The sequence below is a fragment of the Salmonella sp. A7 genome (genome assembly GCF_020181675.1).
Taxonomy (GTDB): domain Bacteria; phylum Pseudomonadota; class Gammaproteobacteria; order Enterobacterales; family Enterobacteriaceae; genus Salmonella; species Salmonella enterica.
The window spans coordinates 1891402-1909259 of sequence record NZ_CP084001.1 but is presented as its reverse complement, the minus strand read 5'-3'; the positions used below and the strand labels follow the sequence as shown (position 1 = coordinate 1909259).

Below are 17858 nucleotides of genomic sequence, written 5' to 3'. Positions count from 1 at the left end.
GGTCACCATGTACACCGCGAGCGGTATCAAAGCTTATGCGCAAGTCAGCGTGGAAAGCGCCGTGATGAGCGCCAGCCCGCATCAGTTGATTGAAATGTTGTTTGATGGCGCGAATAGCGCTCTGGTGCGCGCTCGCCTGTTTTTAGAACAAGGCGATGTTGTCGCGAAAGGTGAAGCGTTAAGCAAAGCCATCAATATTATCGATAACGGGCTGAAAGCCGGCCTCGATCAGGAAAAAGGCGGTGAGATTGCGACGAATCTTTCCGAGCTATACGACTATATGATTCGCCGTTTACTGCAGGCTAATTTGCGTAACGACGCTCAGGCCATCGAAGAAGTGGAAGGGTTACTCAGCAATATTGCAGAAGCCTGGAAACAGATTTCACCGAAAGCATCTTTCCAGGAGTCTCGTTAATGACCTCAACCGTGGAGTTTATCAACCGTTGGCAGCGTATTGCGCTGCTCAGTCAATCGCTGCTTGAACTTGCGCAGCGAGGTGAATGGGATCTCTTATTGCAACAAGAGGTCTCCTATCTGCAAAGTATTGAAACGGTGATGGAAAAGCAAACTCCACCGGGCATTACGCGAAGTATTCAGGATATGGTCGCCGGATACATCAAACAAACGCTGGATAATGAGCAGCTCCTGAAAGGGCTGCTGCAACAGCGACTGGATGAACTCAGTAGTTTGATCGGACAATCCACCCGCCAAAAATCACTCAACAACGCTTATGGGCGTCTTTCCGGTATGTTACTCGTGCCAGATGCGCCTGGCGCCTCATAATATTTTCCCGTCTCGTATGAAAATTCTTCCATACTCCAGAGGTCGGCTAAACGACTTCTGGAGCACGGAAGATGAAAAACCCCACGTTATTGCAGTACTTCCACTGGTATTATCCCGACGGCGGTAAACTCTGGCCTGAGCTGGCGGAACGTGCTGATGGGCTGAATGATATCGGTATCAATATGGTCTGGCTACCGCCCGCCTGTAAAGGCGCCTCCGGCGGCTATTCCGTAGGCTATGATACCTACGACCTGTTTGACCTCGGCGAATTTGACCAAAAAGGAACTATCGCGACAAAGTACGGCGATAAACGCCAGTTACTGACGGCGATAGACGCGCTCAAAAAAAATAATATTGCGGTGCTGCTCGACGTCGTCGTGAACCACAAAATGGGGGCAGACGAAAAAGAACGTATTCGCGTTCAGCGCGTGAATCAGGATGACCGCACGCAAATCGATGACAACATCATTGAATGCGAAGGCTGGACGCGCTACACCTTCCCTGCCCGCGCGGGCCAGTATTCCAACTTTATTTGGGACTATCACTGTTTTAGCGGCATTGATCACATCGAGAATCCCGACGAAGACGGCATTTTTAAGATCGTCAATGACTATACCGGCGATGGCTGGAACGATCAGGTTGATGATGAGATGGGTAATTTTGACTATCTGATGGGGGAAAATATCGATTTTCGCAATCACGCGGTTACGGAAGAGATTAAATATTGGGCTCGTTGGGTCATGGAACAAACCCATTGTGACGGCTTTCGCCTGGACGCGGTAAAACATATACCCGCCTGGTTTTATAAAGAATGGATTGAGCATGTACAGGCGGTTGCACCAAAACCGCTGTTTATTGTCGCAGAATACTGGTCGCATGAAGTGGATAAACTGCAAACGTACATCGATCAGGTCGACGGGAAAACCATGCTGTTCGACGCGCCGTTGCAGATGAAATTTCATGAAGCCTCGCGCCAGGGCGCGGAGTATGACATGCGCCACATATTCACCGGCACGCTGGTAGAAGCCGACCCTTTTCATGCGGTGACGCTGGTCGCTAACCACGATACACAACCGTTACAGGCGCTGGAAGCGCCGGTAGAACCCTGGTTCAAACCATTGGCCTATGCGCTGATCCTGCTTCGTGAAAACGGCGTACCGTCGGTGTTTTATCCCGATTTATACGGCGCCAGCTATGAGGATAGCGGCGAAAATGGCGAGACCTGTCGGGTCGACATGCCGGTGATTAACCAACTGGATCGGCTGATCCTTGCTCGTCAGCGTTTTGCGCACGGTATACAAACTCTCTTTTTCGATCATCCTAACTGTATCGCCTTTAGTCGCAGCGGTACTGAAGAGAATCCGGGCTGTGTGGTTGTACTTTCCAATGGCGACGACGGTGAAAAAACCCTCCTGCTCGGCGACAATTACGCTAACAAGACCTGGCGTGATTTTCTGGGAAACCGCAGTGAGCATGTTGTAACCAATGATCAAGGCGAAGCGACGTTCTTCTGCAACGCAGGCAGCGTCAGCGTGTGGGTCATTGAGGACGTGTGATGAGCGTTCCCGGCGGCAGAGCGCTGCCGGGAAGCGAAATTACGGCAGCGGCGTCGGCAGCGGCGTTTTTTCTAACGCGGCGGCGCACTCCGGCGTCGGACGAGCGACCCGTTGCAGCGTCATGCCATCATATTCCAGAGTATTCCCGTCGCGCTCAATTTCATAGAGCTCACGCTTAACCGTAACATTGGTTAAGTCATCGGAGAGCATGGTCAGCTTGCCCGGCAGAGCAATAACGCGCTGCCACTGGCGGCAGTCCAGCGTATCGCCTTCTTTAGTCACTACCAGGCTGGCGATAGCTTCAGGGCTCACCAGCTTACGTTGTGGGCCTTTTGACTGCCAGTACCCTTCCAGACCGGCCGGCGCGGGCGTTTTCACCACATCATTATAGTTTTCCACCTCGGCGCATCCGGCCAGAACCAGCAATGCTCCAACGATCGCTACTTTTTTCATCATTCATCCTGCATCAGAAGAAAGAGGAATTGTGGCATTAAAGCCCTGACGCCGCCAGCCTTTCCAGGCGCTGACCGCAATTTGATCCAGTCGGTATTACCGCTTATTAGGTGTAGGCAAATTCTGTGATCGGTGTAGTATGCGCACTTCTTGTTTCACACCTTCTGAGTTCAGAGGCTAAACACATGTCATGGCAACACTTCAAGCAAACCTGGTTAATTAAATTCTGGGCGCCGGCCCCTGCGGTGATCGCAGCCGGTATTCTCTCTACCTACTATTTTGGCATCACCGGCACGTTCTGGGCCGTGACGGGCGAATTTACCCGCTGGGGCGGGCAAATTTTGCAGCTTTTTGGCGTTCATGCCGAACAGTGGGGCTACTACAAGCTGATTCATCTGGAAGGTACGCCGCTGACGCGTATCGACGGCATGATGATCCTCGGCATGTTCGGCGGCTGTTTCGCCGCGGCGCTGTGGGCCAACAACGTAAAACTGCGTATGCCGCGCAGCCGAATCCGTATCGTACAGGCGGTGGTCGGAGGCATGATCGCTGGCTTCGGCGCGCGTCTGGCGATGGGGTGTAACCTGGCCGCCTTTTTTACCGGGATCCCGCAGTTCTCCCTACACGCGTGGTTCTTTGCGCTGGCGACCGCTATCGGCTCCTGGTTCGGCGCCCGCTTTACGTTGCTGCCGATATTTCGCATACCGGTGAAAATGCAAAAGGTCTCCGCGGCTTCGCCACTGACGCAGAAACCAGATCAGGCAAGACGGCGTTTCAGGCTCGGTATGCTGGTCTTTATCGGCATGATTGGCTGGGCGTTATTAACGGCAATGCATCAGCCGAAACTGGGGCTGGCGATGCTGTTCGGCGTCGGGTTTGGGCTGCTGATCGAGCGCGCGCAAATCTGCTTTACCTCGGCCTTTCGCGATCTGTGGATCTCCGGACGCGCCCATATGGCGAAAGCGATTATTTTCGGCATGGCGGTCAGCGCCATTGGTATTTTCAGCTACGTGCAGTTGGGCGTTGCACCTAAAATTATGTGGGCTGGCCCGAATGCGATCATTGGCGGACTGCTGTTCGGTTTTGGCATCGTGCTGGCGGGCGGCTGCGAAACCGGCTGGATGTACCGCGCAGTAGAAGGCCAGGTGCATTACTGGTGGGTGGGCCTCGGCAATGTCATCGGTTCAACCATCCTGGCTTACTACTGGGATGATTTCGCGCCCGCGCTGGCGACCAGTTGGGATAAAGTTAACCTGCTGAATACCTTTGGTCCGCTGGGCGGTCTGCTGGTCACCTACCTGTTATTATTTGCCGCGCTGATGTTAATTATCGGCTGGGAAAAACGTTTTTTCCGCCGTGCGGGGCTGACGCCTGCTAAGGAATCTGTATGAAAAATATCGTCCCTGATTACCGTCTGGATATGGTTGGCGAACCTTGCCCGTACCCGGCGGTCGCCACTCTGGAAGCGATGCCGCAGCTAAAAAAAGGGGAGATCCTGGAAGTGGTGAGCGACTGTCCGCAATCCATTAATAATATTCCACTGGATGCACGCAATCACGGCTATACGGTGCTGGATATCCAGCAGGATGGCCCGACAATTCGTTATCTGATTCAAAAATAAACGCATGCTCCCGCTGTACGTTACGGCGGGAGACCTTTTACGGCGTAACCGGCAAAAATCTAAAACGCATAAAAGAAATCAGACAAGGTCGTCTTGTGCGCCGTGGCATAAATCTATTATATAACGTATACCGTTTTAATTTTGTCTGAGTCGATGAAAAACCCATGACTATTTTAAGCAAAACATAAAATAATTATTATTTTCCCTCTACGTCATAAAAGACTATCAGGTATTTATATTTTTACTCACTGACATTATCAGGTGATGATTTATTTATGCACAGCAGAAGCCAAAAAAATGATAAAAATTATTTTCATCTCCATTATTGGAGTCGTCTGTCTTGCCGCTGCCCGTTACTCACCCGTCACAGTGGTCAATGCACATCCGAGCGCCATTGCCCGCTGTCTCGCTGATAATCTGTCCCCGTATGGGTATATACTGGATCTCCATGAAACAGATATTCCAGGCATTAATAAAGAATTTACCGTGTATTATCGCAACGGCGCATATATTGCAGGAACATTCTGGATTGCAAACTCAATGACAATAGCGTCAGAACGAATAGTAGGAATGAATGGCGTCAGTAAACAGGCGTACCCTATTTTTAATAAGTCCCTGCAACAATGTGCAACCCGCTTATCAATAAAATGAGCGCGCCTCGCAAAAAACAAGCCCACATAATCACGCACTGGTTGCATGGGCGTCGCGCCCCCCCGCCGCTGACTTAGGTAAGCGCCCGGGAGTTCGCTGCGGATGGGTTGTCAGCCCTGGCTTAAACCTGCATGGACATGACTTCCTGGTACGCGGCGACCAGCTTGTTGCGCACCTGAATCCCCATTTGCATGGAGACGGACGCTTTTTGCATATCAGCCATCACGTCATTAAGCGCAATGCCCGGCTCACCCAGAGTGAATTTTTCCGCCTGAACGCGCGCCGCCGTTTGTCTGTCGCTAATACGATCCAGCGCAGCATGTAGCTGGCCGGCAAAACTCACCGTCGACTGCGAGTGCGTTTCTTGCCCGCGCGCGGCCATCGCCGTCGCCTGTAACTGGCTAATAACCCCTTCAATCCCCTGTATTGCTGCCATGCTATTCCCCTGGATGATTTTTTACGCAGCAGAGATTACCAGTTTGTCAATAAGATAAAGGCGTTAAATAACGATAAAAAACCTCGGTTTTTAGCGCATAGAAAAATTCGAAACCACAAATAATGAGACCGTCAATTTTTCGAGTTTGCTGACCCGGGAGTGAGTCTTGTTCCACTTTGCAAAAAACGCCGTCCACGATCAGTCACGAGGTGCGAGATGAGTGCGACTGCATCGACTGCAACCCAACCTAAACCTCTCGAGTGGCTTAATCGCCTACGCGCGAATCCCCGAATTCCGTTAATTGTGGCGGGTTCCGCTGCCGTGGCGATCGTCGTTGCGATGGTGCTGTGGGCCAAAACGCCCGATTACCGCACGCTATTTAGCAACCTTTCCGATCAGGACGGCGGCGCGATCGTCGCGCAGTTGACCCAGATGAATATCCCCTATCGCTTTGCCAATGGCAGCGGCGCGATTGAAGTGCCCGCCGACAAAGTGCATGAACTGCGTCTGCGTCTGGCGCAGCAGGGGCTGCCTAAAGGCGGCGCGGTAGGCTTTGAACTGCTTGATCAGGAAAAATTCGGTATCAGTCAGTTCAGCGAGCAGGTGAATTATCAGCGCGCGCTGGAAGGTGAACTGGCCCGGACGATCGAGACGCTGGGTCCGGTAAAAAGCGCCCGCGTTCACCTGGCGATGCCAAAGCCGTCGCTATTTGTGCGGGAACAAAAATCCCCTTCCGCCTCCGTCACCGTCACACTGGAACCGGGCCGGGCGCTGGATGAAGGACAAATTAGCGCCGTGGTACATCTGGTTTCCAGCGCTGTCGCCGGTTTGCCGCCAGGAAACGTCACTCTGGTCGATCAATCCGGTCATCTGCTCACGCAATCCAATACCAGCGGTCGCGACCTTAATGACGCGCAATTAAAATTTGCTAATGATGTGGAAAGCCGCATCCAACGCCGTATCGAAGCCATTCTGTCGCCTATCGTCGGGAACGGTAATGTTCACGCTCAGGTAACCGCCCAGTTGGATTTTGCCAATAAAGAGCAGACGGAAGAGCACTACAGCCCGAACGGCGATGCGTCGAAGGCCACTCTGCGTTCACGTCAGTTGAATATTAGCGAACAGGTAGGCGCGGGCTATCCCGGCGGCGTGCCTGGCGCGCTGTCGAACCAACCAGCGCCGCCTAACGAGGCGCCGATCGCCACGCCGCCGACCAATCAACAAAACGCGCAAAATACGCCACAAACCAGCACCAGTACTAACAGTAACAGCGCTGGCCCGCGCAATACACAGCGTAATGAAACCAGTAACTACGAAGTGGACCGCACCATTCGTCACACCAAAATGAATGTGGGCGATATTGAGCGTCTCTCCGTAGCTGTCGTGGTGAATTACAAAACGCTGGCGGATGGTAAACCGCTGCCATTGACCGCCGATCAGATGAAACAGATCGAGGATCTAACCCGTGAGGCGATGGGTTTTTCTGATAAACGCGGCGATACGCTAAACGTGGTGAATTCACCGTTTAGCGCAGTGGATGACACTGGCGGCGAACTGCCCTTCTGGCAACAGCAGTCCTTTATCGATCAGTTGCTCGCGGCAGGTCGCTGGTTACTGGTGCTGGTGGTGGCCTGGATTCTGTGGCGCAAAGCGGTACGTCCGCAGTTGACGCGCCGTGTTGAAGAAGCGAAAGCGGCGCAGGAACAGGCACAAGTTCGCCAGGAAACCGAAGAAGCCGTGGAAGTACGCCTTAGCAAAGACGAGCAGCTCCAGCAACGCCGGGCTAACCAGCGTCTGGGCGCTGAGGTGATGAGCCAGCGTATTCGCGAAATGTCAGACAACGATCCGCGCGTGGTGGCGCTGGTCATTCGCCAGTGGATGAGTAACGATCATGAGTAATCTTAGCGGTACCGATAAAAGCGTCATTTTGTTGATGACCATTGGCGAAGACCGGGCGGCAGAGGTGTTTAAACACCTCTCCACCCGCGAAGTGCAGGCGCTAAGTACGGCGATGGCTAACGTGCGTCAGATCTCCAACAAACAACTGACGGACGTACTATCAGAGTTTGAGCAAGAAGCGGAGCAGTTCGCCGCGCTGAATATTAACGCCAACGAATACCTGCGCTCCGTACTGGTTAAAGCGCTGGGCGAAGAACGCGCCTCCAGCCTGCTGGAAGATATTCTGGAAACGCGCGATACCACCAGCGGTATCGAAACGCTCAACTTTATGGAACCGCAGAGCGCCGCCGACCTGATTCGCGATGAACACCCGCAGATTATCGCCACCATTCTGGTCCACCTCAAACGCAGTCAGGCCGCCGATATTCTGGCGCTGTTTGACGAACGTCTGCGTCATGATGTGATGCTGCGTATCGCGACATTTGGCGGCGTACAGCCGGCGGCACTGGCGGAGTTGACCGAAGTGCTGAATGGCCTGCTCGACGGTCAGAACCTGAAACGCAGCAAAATGGGCGGCGTAAGAACCGCGGCGGAAATTATCAACCTGATGAAAACGCAGCAGGAAGAAGCGGTTATTACCGCTGTGCGCGAATTCGACGGCGAACTGGCGCAGAAAATCATCGACGAGATGTTCCTGTTCGAAAATCTGGTGGATGTGGACGATCGCAGTATCCAGCGTCTGTTGCAGGAAGTGGATTCCGAATCGCTGCTGATCGCTCTGAAAGGCGCCGAACCGCCATTACGCGAGAAGTTCCTGCGCAATATGTCCCAGCGCGCCGCCGATATCCTGCGCGACGACCTTGCCAACCGTGGCCCGGTTCGTCTGTCTCAGGTGGAAAACGAGCAGAAAGCGATTCTGCTTATTGTGCGTCGTCTGGCGGAAACCGGCGAAATGGTGATTGGCAGCGGCGAGGATACCTATGTCTAATGAATTGCCGTGGCAAGTCTGGACCCCCGACGATCTCGCCCCGCCGCCAGAAACATTTGTGCCGGTTGAGGCTGATAACGTGACCTTGACAGAAGATACGCCGGAGCCCGAACTCACTGCCGAACAGCAGCTGGAGCAGGAGCTGGCGCAGTTAAAAATACAGGCCCATGAACAAGGTTATAACGCCGGGCTGGCGGAGGGACGGCAAAAAGGACACGCGCAGGGATACCAGGAAGGGGTAGCGCAGGGGCTGGAGCAAGGACAAGCTCAGGCGCAGACGCAGCAGGCGCCGATTCATGCCCGTATGCAGCAGTTAGTGAGCGAGTTTCAGAACACGCTTGACGCGCTCGATAGCGTTATCGCCTCACGGCTGATGCAAATGGCCCTGGAGGCTGCGCGTCAGGTCATCGGCCAAACGCCGGCGGTGGACAACTCGGCGCTGATTAAACAGATCCAACAACTGTTGCAGCAAGAGCCGCTCTTTAGCGGCAAGCCGCAGTTGCGCGTGCATCCGGACGACTTACAGCGGGTGGAAGAGATGCTGGGCGCCACGCTCAGCCTTCACGGATGGCGGTTACGCGGCGATCCAACGTTGCATCACGGCGGATGTAAAGTCTCTGCCGATGAGGGCGATCTGGACGCCAGCGTCGCTACTCGCTGGCAAGAGTTGTGTCGCCTGGCGGCACCGGGAGTGCTCTGATGACCACGCGCCTGACCCGCTGGCTTACTGCGCTCGACAACTTTGAAGCAAAAATGGCGTTATTGCCGGCGGTGCGTCGTTATGGACGTTTAACCCGCGCCACTGGCCTGGTACTGGAGGCCACCGGTCTCCAGCTTCCGCTGGGCGCCACCTGCATTATTGAGCGCCAGGACGGCCCTGAAACCAAAGAGGTGGAATCGGAAGTCGTCGGTTTTAACGGCCAGCGTCTGTTTTTAATGCCGCTGGAAGAGGTCGAAGGCATTCTGCCCGGTGCCCGCGTTTACGCCCGTAACGGGCATGGCGACGGTCTGCAAAGCGGCAAACAGTTACCGCTCGGCCCGGCCCTGCTTGGTCGGGTGCTGGATGGCGGCGGTAAACCGCTCGACGGACTGCCTGCGCCGGATACGCTGGAAACCGGCGCGTTAATCACGCCGCCGTTTAACCCGCTACAGCGAACGCCAATCGAACATGTGTTGGATACCGGCGTACGCGCTATCAACGCGTTGTTAACCGTAGGGCGCGGTCAGCGTATGGGACTCTTTGCCGGTTCCGGCGTTGGTAAATCGGTTCTGCTTGGCATGATGGCGCGCTACACGCGGGCGGACGTGATTGTCGTGGGACTTATCGGCGAACGTGGCCGCGAAGTTAAAGATTTTATCGAAAATATTCTCGGCCCCGACGGTCGCGCGCGTTCGGTGGTGATTGCCGCCCCGGCGGATGTTTCGCCGCTGCTGCGAATGCAGGGCGCCGCCTATGCCACCCGCATCGCCGAAGACTTTCGCGATCGCGGACAGCATGTGTTGCTGATTATGGATTCGCTGACGCGCTATGCGATGGCGCAGCGTGAAATTGCGCTGGCAATCGGCGAACCACCAGCCACCAAAGGTTATCCGCCCTCGGTGTTCGCAAAGCTGCCGGCGCTGGTCGAGCGTGCCGGTAATGGTATCCATGGCGGCGGCTCTATCACCGCGTTTTATACCGTGTTGACCGAGGGGGACGACCAACAAGATCCCATTGCCGACTCGGCACGCGCAATCCTCGACGGGCACATTGTCTTGTCCCGCCGTCTGGCGGAGGCCGGGCACTATCCGGCCATTGATATCGAGGCGTCAATCAGCCGGGCGATGACCGCGCTCATTACCGAGCAGCACTATGCGCGGGTACGGCTATTTAAACAGTTGCTTTCCAGTTTCCAGCGTAACCGCGATCTGGTCAGCGTCGGCGCCTATGCCAAAGGCAGCGATCCGATGCTCGATAAAGCCATTACCTTATGGCCGCAACTGGAAGCGTTTTTACAGCAAGGCATTTTTGAACGGGCCGACTGGGAAGACTCTCTGCAGGCGCTCGATTTAATTTTCCCGACGGTGTGATAAAGCAGGAGGGCGACGATCATGGCACAACATGGCGCTCTGGAAACACTCAAAGATCTGGCCGAAAAAGAGGTAGATGACGCGGCGCGTTTACTGGGCGAAATGCGTCGCGGCTGCCAACAGGCGGAAGAACAGCTCAAAATGCTGATCGATTATCAGAATGAGTATCGCAGTAATTTGAACACCGATATGGGCAACGGCATCGCCAGTAATCGCTGGATTAACTATCAGCAGTTTATTCAGACACTGGAAAAGGCGATAGAGCAGCATCGCCTCCAGCTTACGCAGTGGACGCAAAAAGTCGACCTGGCGCTGAAGAGCTGGCGTGAGAAAAAGCAGCGACTTCAGGCCTGGCAAACCTTACAGGACCGACAAACCGCGGCAGCGCTGTTAGCTGAAAACCGCATGGATCAGAAAAAGATGGATGAATTTGCTCAGCGTGCAGCAATGAGGAAACCCGAATGATCACCCTGCCCCAACTGATCACCACCGATACCGACATGACCGCGGGTCTGACGTCAGGAAAAACCACCGGTTCAGCCGAGGACTTTCTGGCGCTCCTGGCGGGCGCGTTAGGCGCAGACGGCGCACAGGGCAAAGACGCCCGCATCACGCTGGCCGATTTACAGGCGGCAGGCGGCAAGTTATCGAAAGAGCTACTGACCCAACATGGCGAGCCGGGCCAGGCGGTGAAGCTTGCCGACCTGCTGGCGCAAAAAGCGAATGCGACGGATGAAACGCTTACCGATCTAACACAAGCGCAGCATCTACTGTCTACGCTAACGCCATCGTTGAAAACCAGCGCTCTGGCCGCATTGAGTAAAACGGCGCAGCATGATGAGAAAACGCCCGCGCTGAGCGATGAGGATCTTGCCAGTCTGAGCGCTTTATTCGCCATGCTGCCCGGACAACCTGTCGCGACGCCTGTCGCCGGAGAGACGCCGGCTGAAAATCACATCGCCTTGCCGTCACTGTTGCGCGGCGACATGCCATCGGCGCCGCAGGAAGAGACACATACGCTCTCTTTTAGCGAGCATGAAAAAGGGAAAACCGAGGCGTCGCTTGCGCGCGCCAGCGACGATCGCGCCACGGGGCCATCACTGACGCCGCTGGTGGTCGCTGCCGCCGCGACCAGCGCGAAAGTGGAGGTGGATAGCCCGCCCGCGCCAGTAACGCATGGCGCGGCAATGCCGACGCTCAGCAGCGCCACGGCGCAACCGCTACCTGTCGCCTCAGCCCCGGTACTCAGCGCGCCGTTAGGCAGCCATGAATGGCAGCAAACGTTCAGTCAGCAGGTCATGTTATTTACGCGTCAGGGACAGCAAAGCGCGCAGCTTCGATTGCATCCGGAAGAGTTAGGTCAGGTGCATATTTCGCTCAAGCTGGATGACAATCAGGCGCAGCTCCAGATGGTATCGCCGCACAGCCATGTCCGCGCCGCGCTGGAAGCCGCCCTGCCCATGTTACGCACTCAGTTGGCGGAAAGCGGCATTCAGTTGGGACAAAGCAGTATCAGTAGCGAAAGCTTTGCCGGACAGCAGCAGTCTTCGTCGCAACAACAGTCTTCCCGCGCCCAACACACGGACGCGTTTGGCGCTGAAGATGACATAGCGTTAGCGGCGCCGGCCTCGCTTCAGGCCGCCGCGCGCGGCAATGGCGCAGTGGATATCTTCGCCTAACGCCAGAGGTAGCATGATTATCCGCGTCTTTTCCACGCTTTGTCGTGGACAGGACACGGGATAATCAGCCAATAAGCAGTACCGAAACAGGAAGCCCGTATCAGATGACTGACTCCGCGATTAACAAAAAGAGCAAACGCTCGATTTGGATACCTTTGCTGGTGTTGATTACCCTCGCCGCCTGCGCGACCGCCGGTTATAGCTACTGGCGTATGCAGCAGCAACCGACCACGAACGCTAAAGCGGAACCGGCTCCGCCGCCCGCGCCGGTATTTTTTGCGCTGGATACGTTTACCGTCAATCTGGGCGATGCGGATCGCGTGTTGTATATCGGCGTGACCCTGCGTCTGAAAGACGAAGCGACGCGCGCGCGATTAAATGAATATCTGCCGGAAGTGCGCAGCCGTCTGTTGTTGTTGTTTTCCCGCCAGAATGCCTCCGAGCTCTCAACAGAAGCTGGCAAACAAAAACTGATTGCCGCCATTAAAGAGACGCTGGCCGCGCCGCTCGTTGCCGGACAACCAAAACAGGTCGTCACTGACGTGCTTTATACAGCTTTTATTCTGCGGTAACGATATGGGCGATAGTATTCTTTCTCAGGCTGAAATCGATGCGCTGTTGAACGGCGACAGCGACACCAAAGACGAACCCACTCCCGGTATCGCAAGCGATAGCGATATTCGCCCTTACGATCCTAATACCCAGCGTCGCGTCGTGCGTGAACGCTTGCAGGCGCTGGAGATTATTAACGAGCGTTTCGCACGCCAGTTCCGGATGGGATTATTTAACCTGCTGCGCCGCAGCCCGGATATTACCGTGGGCGCCATACGTATTCAGCCGTATCACGAATTTGCGCGTAACCTGCCGGTACCGACCAACCTGAACCTGATCCACCTGAAGCCGCTACGCGGCACCGGGCTGGTGGTGTTCTCGCCGAGTCTGGTGTTTATTGCCGTCGATAACCTGTTCGGCGGCGACGGCCGTTTTCCGACCAAAGTCGAGGGCCGCGAGTTTACCCATACGGAACAGCGTGTCATCAACCGTATGCTGAAACTGGCGCTGGAAGGCTATAGCGACGCATGGAAAGCCATTAATCCGCTGGAAGTGGAGTATGTACGTTCCGAAATGCAGGTGAAATTTACCAATATCACCACCTCGCCGAACGATATCGTCGTCAATACGCCGTTTCATGTGGAGATCGGCAATCTGACCGGTGAATTTAACATCTGTCTGCCATTTAGCATGATCGAGCCGCTGCGTGAGCTGTTGGTGAATCCGCCGCTGGAAAACTCGCGCCATGAAGATCAGAACTGGCGTGATAACCTGGTGCGCCAGGTTCAGCACTCTGAACTGGAGCTGGTAGCCAATTTTGCCGATATTCCGTTACGTCTTTCCCAGATTTTGAAGCTGAAACCCGGCGATGTACTGCCGATTGAAAAACCCGACCGCATTATTGCTCATGTGGACGGCGTTCCGGTACTCACCAGCCAATATGGCACCGTAAACGGACAGTATGCGCTACGCGTAGAACATTTGATCAACCCAATTTTGAATTCGCTGAATGAGGAACAGCCCAAATGAGTGACATGAATAATCCGTCCGATGAGAATACTGGCGCATTGGATGATCTGTGGGCTGACGCGTTAAACGAGCAAAAAGCGACCACCAATAAAAGCGCCGCCGACGCGGTTTTCCAACAGCTTGGCGGCGGCGATGTCAGCGGTGCTATGCAGGATATCGATCTGATTATGGATATCCCGGTCAAACTGACCGTAGAGCTGGGCCGCACGCGAATGACCATTAAAGAACTGTTGCGTCTGACGCAGGGGTCGGTCGTCGCGCTGGACGGGCTGGCGGGCGAGCCGCTGGATATCCTGATTAATGGCTACCTGATTGCCCAGGGTGAAGTGGTCGTCGTGGCGGATAAATACGGCGTACGTATCACCGATATTATTACGCCATCCGAGCGTATGCGTCGTTTGAGTCGTTAATGATGAAAACAGAGGCCACGGTTTCTCAGCCCACCGCGCCAGCCGGATCGCCGCTCATGCAGGTGAGCGGCGCATTAATTGGCATTATTGCGCTCATTCTGGCGGCGGCCTGGGTGATTAAGCGTATGGGATTCGTACCAAAAGGAAATAGCGTCCGGGGACTCAAGGTGTCAGCCAGCACCTCGCTTGGCCCGCGCGAACGCGTGGTGATTGTCGAGGTCGAAAATGCGCGTCTGGTACTGGGCGTGACCGCCTCGCAGATCAACCTGCTGCACACCCTCCCGCCCGCGGAGAATGACACGGAAGCACCCGTTGCCCCACCGGCGGATTTCCAGAACATGATGAAGAACTTACTCAAGCGTTCCGGGAGATCCTGATGCGCCGTTTGTTATTCCTTTCTCTGGCGGGTCTGTGGCTTTTTAGTCCCGCCGCCGCTGCGCAACTGCCGGGGCTTATCAGCCAACCATTAGCGGGCGGAGGCCAAAGCTGGTCATTATCCGTCCAGACGCTGGTTTTCATCACCTCGCTGACGTTTCTGCCGGCGATTTTACTGATGATGACGAGCTTCACGCGTATCATCATTGTTTTTGGCCTGTTGCGTAACGCGCTGGGCACGCCCTCGGCACCGCCAAACCAGGTGTTACTCGGACTGGCGTTGTTTTTGACCTTTTTTATTATGTCGCCCGTCATTGACAAGATTTACGTGGACGCTTACCAGCCGTTTAGCGAGCAGAAAATTTCTATGCAGGAAGCGCTGGATAAAGGCGCGCAACCGTTACGCGCGTTCATGCTGCGCCAAACCCGCGAAGCCGATCTGGCGCTGTTTGCCCGTCTGGCCAATAGCGGTCCGTTACAGGGACCGGAAGCAGTACCGATGCGTATCCTCCTGCCCGCTTATGTCACCAGCGAATTAAAGACGGCATTTCAGATCGGTTTTACGATTTTCATCCCTTTTTTGATTATCGACCTGGTGATCGCCAGCGTATTGATGGCGTTAGGGATGATGATGGTGCCACCAGCGACAATCGCCCTACCGTTTAAGCTGATGCTGTTTGTGCTGGTCGATGGTTGGCAATTGCTTGTGGGGTCGCTGGCCCAAAGCTTTTACAGTTAGAGGCGCAAAATGACTCCTGAATCCGTCATGATGATGGGCACCGAGGCGATGAAAGTCGCTCTCGCCCTGGCTGCGCCGCTGTTACTCGTCGCGCTGATTACCGGCCTCATTATCAGCATCTTGCAGGCCGCGACTCAGATTAATGAAATGACGCTGTCGTTTATCCCTAAAATCGTCGCGGTATTCATCGCAATTATCGTTGCCGGCCCGTGGATGCTCAACCTGCTGCTGGATTACGTGCGTACTCTGTTCAGCAATTTACCTTATATCATCGGATAAACAGAACGATGATACAGGTTACAAGCGAGCAATGGCTATACTGGCTGCATCTCTATTTCTGGCCTTTGCTGCGCGTACTGGCGCTGATTTCAACGGCGCCAATTCTCAGCGAGCGCGCTATTCCCAAGCGGGTAAAACTGGGGTTGGGAATAATGATTACCCTTGTTATCGCGCCGTCGCTACCGGCAAACGATACGCCGCTTTTTTCTATTGCCGCCTTATGGCTGGCGATGCAACAAATTCTGATCGGTATTGCGCTGGGATTTACCATGCAATTCGCCTTTGCGGCGGTGCGTACCGCAGGTGAGTTTATCGGTCTGCAAATGGGGCTTTCCTTTGCCACCTTCGTCGACCCGGGCAGCCACCTGAATATGCCGGTTCTGGCGCGTATTATGGATATGCTCGCCATGCTACTGTTTCTCACCTTTAATGGCCATTTGTGGCTTATTTCGCTGCTGGTCGATACCTTCCACACTCTGCCCATCGGTAGTAACCCGGTGAACAGTAATGCATTTATGGCGCTCGCCAGGGCCGGTGGGCTCATTTTCTTAAACGGACTGATGCTGGCATTGCCGGTCATTACCCTCCTGCTTACGCTCAACCTGGCGCTGGGGCTATTAAACCGCATGGCGCCGCAGCTCTCGATATTTGTTATCGGTTTCCCGCTTACCCTCACCGTCGGCATTATGCTGATGGCCGCGCTAATGCCATTAATTGCGCCGTTTTGCGAACATTTATTCAGCGAAATTTTCAATTTGCTTGCTGATATTGTTAGCGAGATGCCGATAAATAATAACCCATAATTTTTATCCTGTTTTACTAAGGTTTATCCGAAAATAAATTTTAAAAAACATTCACCAGGATATATCCGCTGCCCCTTATTTGTTTTTACTTCACTCACATAACGCAACATTCACTTTACTTTAAGATGATTCCTGGCAAATTATATGTAACTTTACGGGATAGTAAGTTCGCCTGAAAAACCGCGTAAGCGTTGTCTAAGGTGACTATTCGTGTTCCGTCTGATTATGGTGAGTTATTCAGGTAAGGGGAATTATCGTTACGCATTGAGTGAGGGTATGCCATGTCAACGATTATTATGGATTTATGCAGTTACACCCGGCTAGGGTTAAGCGGGTATCTGGTCAGCAGAGGGGTGAAAAAAAGGGAAATCAACGACATCGAAACCGTTGACGAACTCGCTATCGCTTGTGGCGCGCATCAGCCTTCGGTGGTGTTTATTAATGAGGACTGTTTCATTCATACGCCTTCAGACAGTCAACAAATAAAGCAAATCATTAATCAACATCCTGACACTTTATTTATTGTTTTTATGGCAATTGCTAATGTGCATTTTGATGAATATTTATTAGTAAGAAAAAACTTATTGATTAGCTCAAAATCGATTAAACCTGACTCGCTGGATACCATTCTTGGCGATATTCTGAAAAAAGAGTCGGGTATTTCAGGAACCATAAATTTACCAACATTATCGTTAAGTCGAACTGAATCCAGCATGTTGCGAATGTGGATGGAAGGTCAGGGAACCATTCAGATTTCTGACAGAATGAATATTAAAGCAAAAACAGTATCCTCCCATAAGGGGAATATAAAAAGAAAGATAAAAACGCATAATAAACAAGTGATCTATCATGTAGTACGGCTGACAGATAACGTCACTAACGGCATTTTTGTTAACATGCGCTGAGACATCCGGACTGGCAATGTACCTCCAGTCCGGCTCAATTAGTCCTGCTCCGCCTTCTCGACAAAAATACCATCCTGGTGACCTGACTCATTGAAGAACCAGATGCCGAGCGGGTAATCCTCCAGCGAAACCAGGTACATTGTGCCTTCACTAAATTCTTCCACTGCCAGTACCACGCCCGGTCGGCGGGGACCGCCGTCCGTTTTAACGGTTACCCGATCATTCACCTTCATCATTTTCCTCCTGTCACTTTGTGCCAGTGTAGAACAATTTTCTGCGTCTGACAGCGCCTTGCCGGCGTGTTTGCTGGTTTTCTCAACGGTCTATACTTAGGCTGTCAGGAACCCGTGAGGTAGTGAAGATGAAAACGGCAAAAGAGTACAGTGATACGGCCAAGCGCGAAGTGAGCGTCGATGTAGATGCGCTACTGGCGGCCATCAATGAAATCAGCGAAAGCGAGGTTCACCGTAGCCAGGAAGATCCTGAGCGGGTGAGCGTAGACGGACGGGAATATCATACATGGCATGAATTAGCTGAAGCATTCGAGCTGGATATTCATGATTTTAGTGTAACAGAAGTAAACCGTTAAAAATGGCCGAAAAAAATCCCGGCCCTACGGGTCGGGATCAA

24 protein-coding genes are annotated in these 17858 nt (G+C 53.7%); 21 read left to right on the top strand and 3 right to left on the bottom strand.

The annotated features are described in order from the left end of the window. Window positions 1–7: 7 nt before the first annotated feature. From fliS to amyA, 3 genes are all read left to right on the top strand, one after another. Window positions 8–415, top strand: a complete 408-nt coding sequence (gene fliS / locus LCS67_RS09225) for a flagellar export chaperone FliS (protein ID WP_000287764.1) — start codon at window positions 8–10, stop codon at window positions 413–415. Continuing rightward, complete coding sequence (gene fliT / locus LCS67_RS09220; RefSeq protein ID WP_000204899.1) at window positions 415–783, top strand: flagella biosynthesis regulatory protein FliT; 369 nt, start codon at window positions 415–417, stop codon at window positions 781–783. Before fliS ends, fliT begins: the two co-directional genes overlap by 1 nt. Before the next feature lie 71 nt (window positions 784–854). Next, the gene (gene amyA, locus LCS67_RS09215; protein WP_023212508.1) at window positions 855–2339 is read left to right on the top strand and encodes an alpha-amylase; all 1485 of its coding nucleotides are present in this window, start codon (window positions 855–857) and stop codon (window positions 2337–2339) included. Window positions 2340–2378: 39 nt separating this feature from the next. Here the strand turns inward: amyA and yedD are convergent, their stop codons facing one another. Then, window positions 2379–2792, bottom strand: a complete 414-nt coding sequence (yedD, locus tag LCS67_RS09210) for a lipoprotein YedD (RefSeq protein WP_000754694.1) — start codon at window positions 2790–2792, stop codon at window positions 2379–2381. A gap of 185 nt (window positions 2793–2977) precedes the next feature. On the opposite strand from yedD, the gene yedE reads away from it, so the two are divergent. The 3 genes from yedE to LCS67_RS09195 all read left to right on the top strand — a co-directional run bounded on the left by yedE (window position 2978) and on the right by LCS67_RS09195 (window position 5064). Next, the gene (yedE, locus tag LCS67_RS09205; protein WP_023212509.1) at window positions 2978–4183 is read left to right on the top strand and encodes a selenium metabolism membrane protein YedE/FdhT; all 1206 of its coding nucleotides are present in this window, start codon (window positions 2978–2980) and stop codon (window positions 4181–4183) included. Then, a complete protein-coding gene (yedF, locus tag LCS67_RS09200; RefSeq protein WP_000790504.1) occupies window positions 4180–4413 on the top strand; it encodes a sulfurtransferase-like selenium metabolism protein YedF in 234 nt (77 codons plus the stop codon). The genes yedE and yedF overlap by 4 nt, the downstream gene beginning before the upstream one ends. 264 nt (window positions 4414–4677) lie before the next feature. Next, the gene (locus LCS67_RS09195; protein WP_000639596.1) at window positions 4678–5064 is read left to right on the top strand and encodes a hypothetical protein; all 387 of its coding nucleotides are present in this window, start codon (window positions 4678–4680) and stop codon (window positions 5062–5064) included. 121 nt (window positions 5065–5185) lie between these two features. On the opposite strand, the gene fliE is transcribed toward LCS67_RS09195, so the two are convergent. After that, window positions 5186–5500: a flagellar hook-basal body complex protein FliE gene (fliE, locus tag LCS67_RS09190; protein ID WP_000719039.1), complete on the bottom strand. Its 315-nt coding sequence runs from the start codon at window positions 5498–5500 to the stop codon at window positions 5186–5188. Window positions 5501–5716: 216 nt separating this feature from the next. Between fliE and fliF the strand changes: the two genes are divergently transcribed. The 14 genes from fliF (at window position 5717) to rcsA (ending at window position 17228) form a co-directional block, all read left to right on the top strand. Then, window positions 5717–7399: a flagellar basal-body MS-ring/collar protein FliF gene (gene fliF, locus LCS67_RS09185; RefSeq protein ID WP_001276830.1), complete on the top strand. Its 1683-nt coding sequence runs from the start codon at window positions 5717–5719 to the stop codon at window positions 7397–7399. Next, window positions 7392–8387, top strand: coding sequence for a flagellar motor switch protein FliG (fliG, locus tag LCS67_RS09180; RefSeq protein WP_000067735.1), 996 nt, complete (start codon window positions 7392–7394; stop codon window positions 8385–8387). Before fliF ends, fliG begins: the two co-directional genes overlap by 8 nt. Next, a complete protein-coding gene (gene fliH / locus LCS67_RS09175; protein ID WP_000064164.1) occupies window positions 8380–9087 on the top strand; it encodes a flagellar assembly protein FliH in 708 nt (235 codons plus the stop codon). Before fliG ends, fliH begins: the two co-directional genes overlap by 8 nt. Then, window positions 9087–10457 (top strand): flagellar protein export ATPase FliI, encoded by a 1371-nt coding sequence (fliI, locus tag LCS67_RS09170; RefSeq protein WP_000213257.1) that lies wholly within the window; start codon window positions 9087–9089, stop codon window positions 10455–10457. The genes fliH and fliI overlap by 1 nt, the downstream gene beginning before the upstream one ends. Before the next feature lie 21 nt (window positions 10458–10478). After that, window positions 10479–10922 (top strand): flagellar export protein FliJ, encoded by a 444-nt coding sequence (gene fliJ, locus LCS67_RS09165; protein ID WP_000046981.1) that lies wholly within the window; start codon window positions 10479–10481, stop codon window positions 10920–10922. Then, window positions 10919–12136 (top strand): flagellar hook length control protein FliK, encoded by a 1218-nt coding sequence (gene fliK / locus LCS67_RS09160; protein WP_000631672.1) that lies wholly within the window; start codon window positions 10919–10921, stop codon window positions 12134–12136. Before fliJ ends, fliK begins: the two co-directional genes overlap by 4 nt. 104 nt (window positions 12137–12240) lie before the next feature. Then, entirely contained in the window at window positions 12241–12708 is a 468-nt protein-coding gene (fliL, locus tag LCS67_RS09155; RefSeq protein WP_031567949.1) for a flagellar basal body-associated protein FliL, read from the top strand. A gap of 4 nt (window positions 12709–12712) precedes the next feature. Continuing rightward, entirely contained in the window at window positions 12713–13717 is a 1005-nt protein-coding gene (gene fliM / locus LCS67_RS09150; RefSeq protein WP_000502811.1) for a flagellar motor switch protein FliM, read from the top strand. Continuing rightward, window positions 13714–14127: a flagellar motor switch protein FliN gene (gene fliN / locus LCS67_RS09145; protein ID WP_001282111.1), complete on the top strand. Its 414-nt coding sequence runs from the start codon at window positions 13714–13716 to the stop codon at window positions 14125–14127. Before fliM ends, fliN begins: the two co-directional genes overlap by 4 nt. Beyond that, complete coding sequence (fliO, locus tag LCS67_RS09140; RefSeq protein WP_000978281.1) at window positions 14127–14504, top strand: flagellar biosynthetic protein FliO; 378 nt, start codon at window positions 14127–14129, stop codon at window positions 14502–14504. Before fliN ends, fliO begins: the two co-directional genes overlap by 1 nt. Continuing rightward, window positions 14504–15241, top strand: a complete 738-nt coding sequence (gene fliP / locus LCS67_RS09135) for a flagellar type III secretion system pore protein FliP (protein ID WP_001253411.1) — start codon at window positions 14504–14506, stop codon at window positions 15239–15241. Before fliO ends, fliP begins: the two co-directional genes overlap by 1 nt. Before the next feature lie 9 nt (window positions 15242–15250). Beyond that, window positions 15251–15520 (top strand): flagellar biosynthesis protein FliQ, encoded by a 270-nt coding sequence (gene fliQ, locus LCS67_RS09130; protein WP_000187355.1) that lies wholly within the window; start codon window positions 15251–15253, stop codon window positions 15518–15520. An 8-nt stretch (window positions 15521–15528) separates the two neighbouring features. After that, window positions 15529–16323: a flagellar biosynthetic protein FliR gene (gene fliR, locus LCS67_RS09125; protein ID WP_000616953.1), complete on the top strand. Its 795-nt coding sequence runs from the start codon at window positions 15529–15531 to the stop codon at window positions 16321–16323. Between the two features lie 281 nt (window positions 16324–16604). Further along, window positions 16605–17228, top strand: coding sequence for a transcriptional regulator RcsA (rcsA, locus tag LCS67_RS09120; RefSeq protein ID WP_000103971.1), 624 nt, complete (start codon window positions 16605–16607; stop codon window positions 17226–17228). 38 nt (window positions 17229–17266) lie between these two features. Here the strand turns inward: rcsA and dsrB are convergent, their stop codons facing one another. After that, a complete protein-coding gene (gene dsrB / locus LCS67_RS09115; RefSeq protein WP_000867218.1) occupies window positions 17267–17461 on the bottom strand; it encodes a protein DsrB in 195 nt (64 codons plus the stop codon). A gap of 128 nt (window positions 17462–17589) precedes the next feature. Here dsrB and yodD point away from each other — a divergent pair, with 128 nt between their 5' ends. Then, window positions 17590–17817: a YodD family peroxide/acid resistance protein gene (yodD, locus tag LCS67_RS09110; RefSeq protein ID WP_000844798.1), complete on the top strand. Its 228-nt coding sequence runs from the start codon at window positions 17590–17592 to the stop codon at window positions 17815–17817. The last annotated feature ends 41 nt before the right edge of the window (window positions 17818–17858 follow it).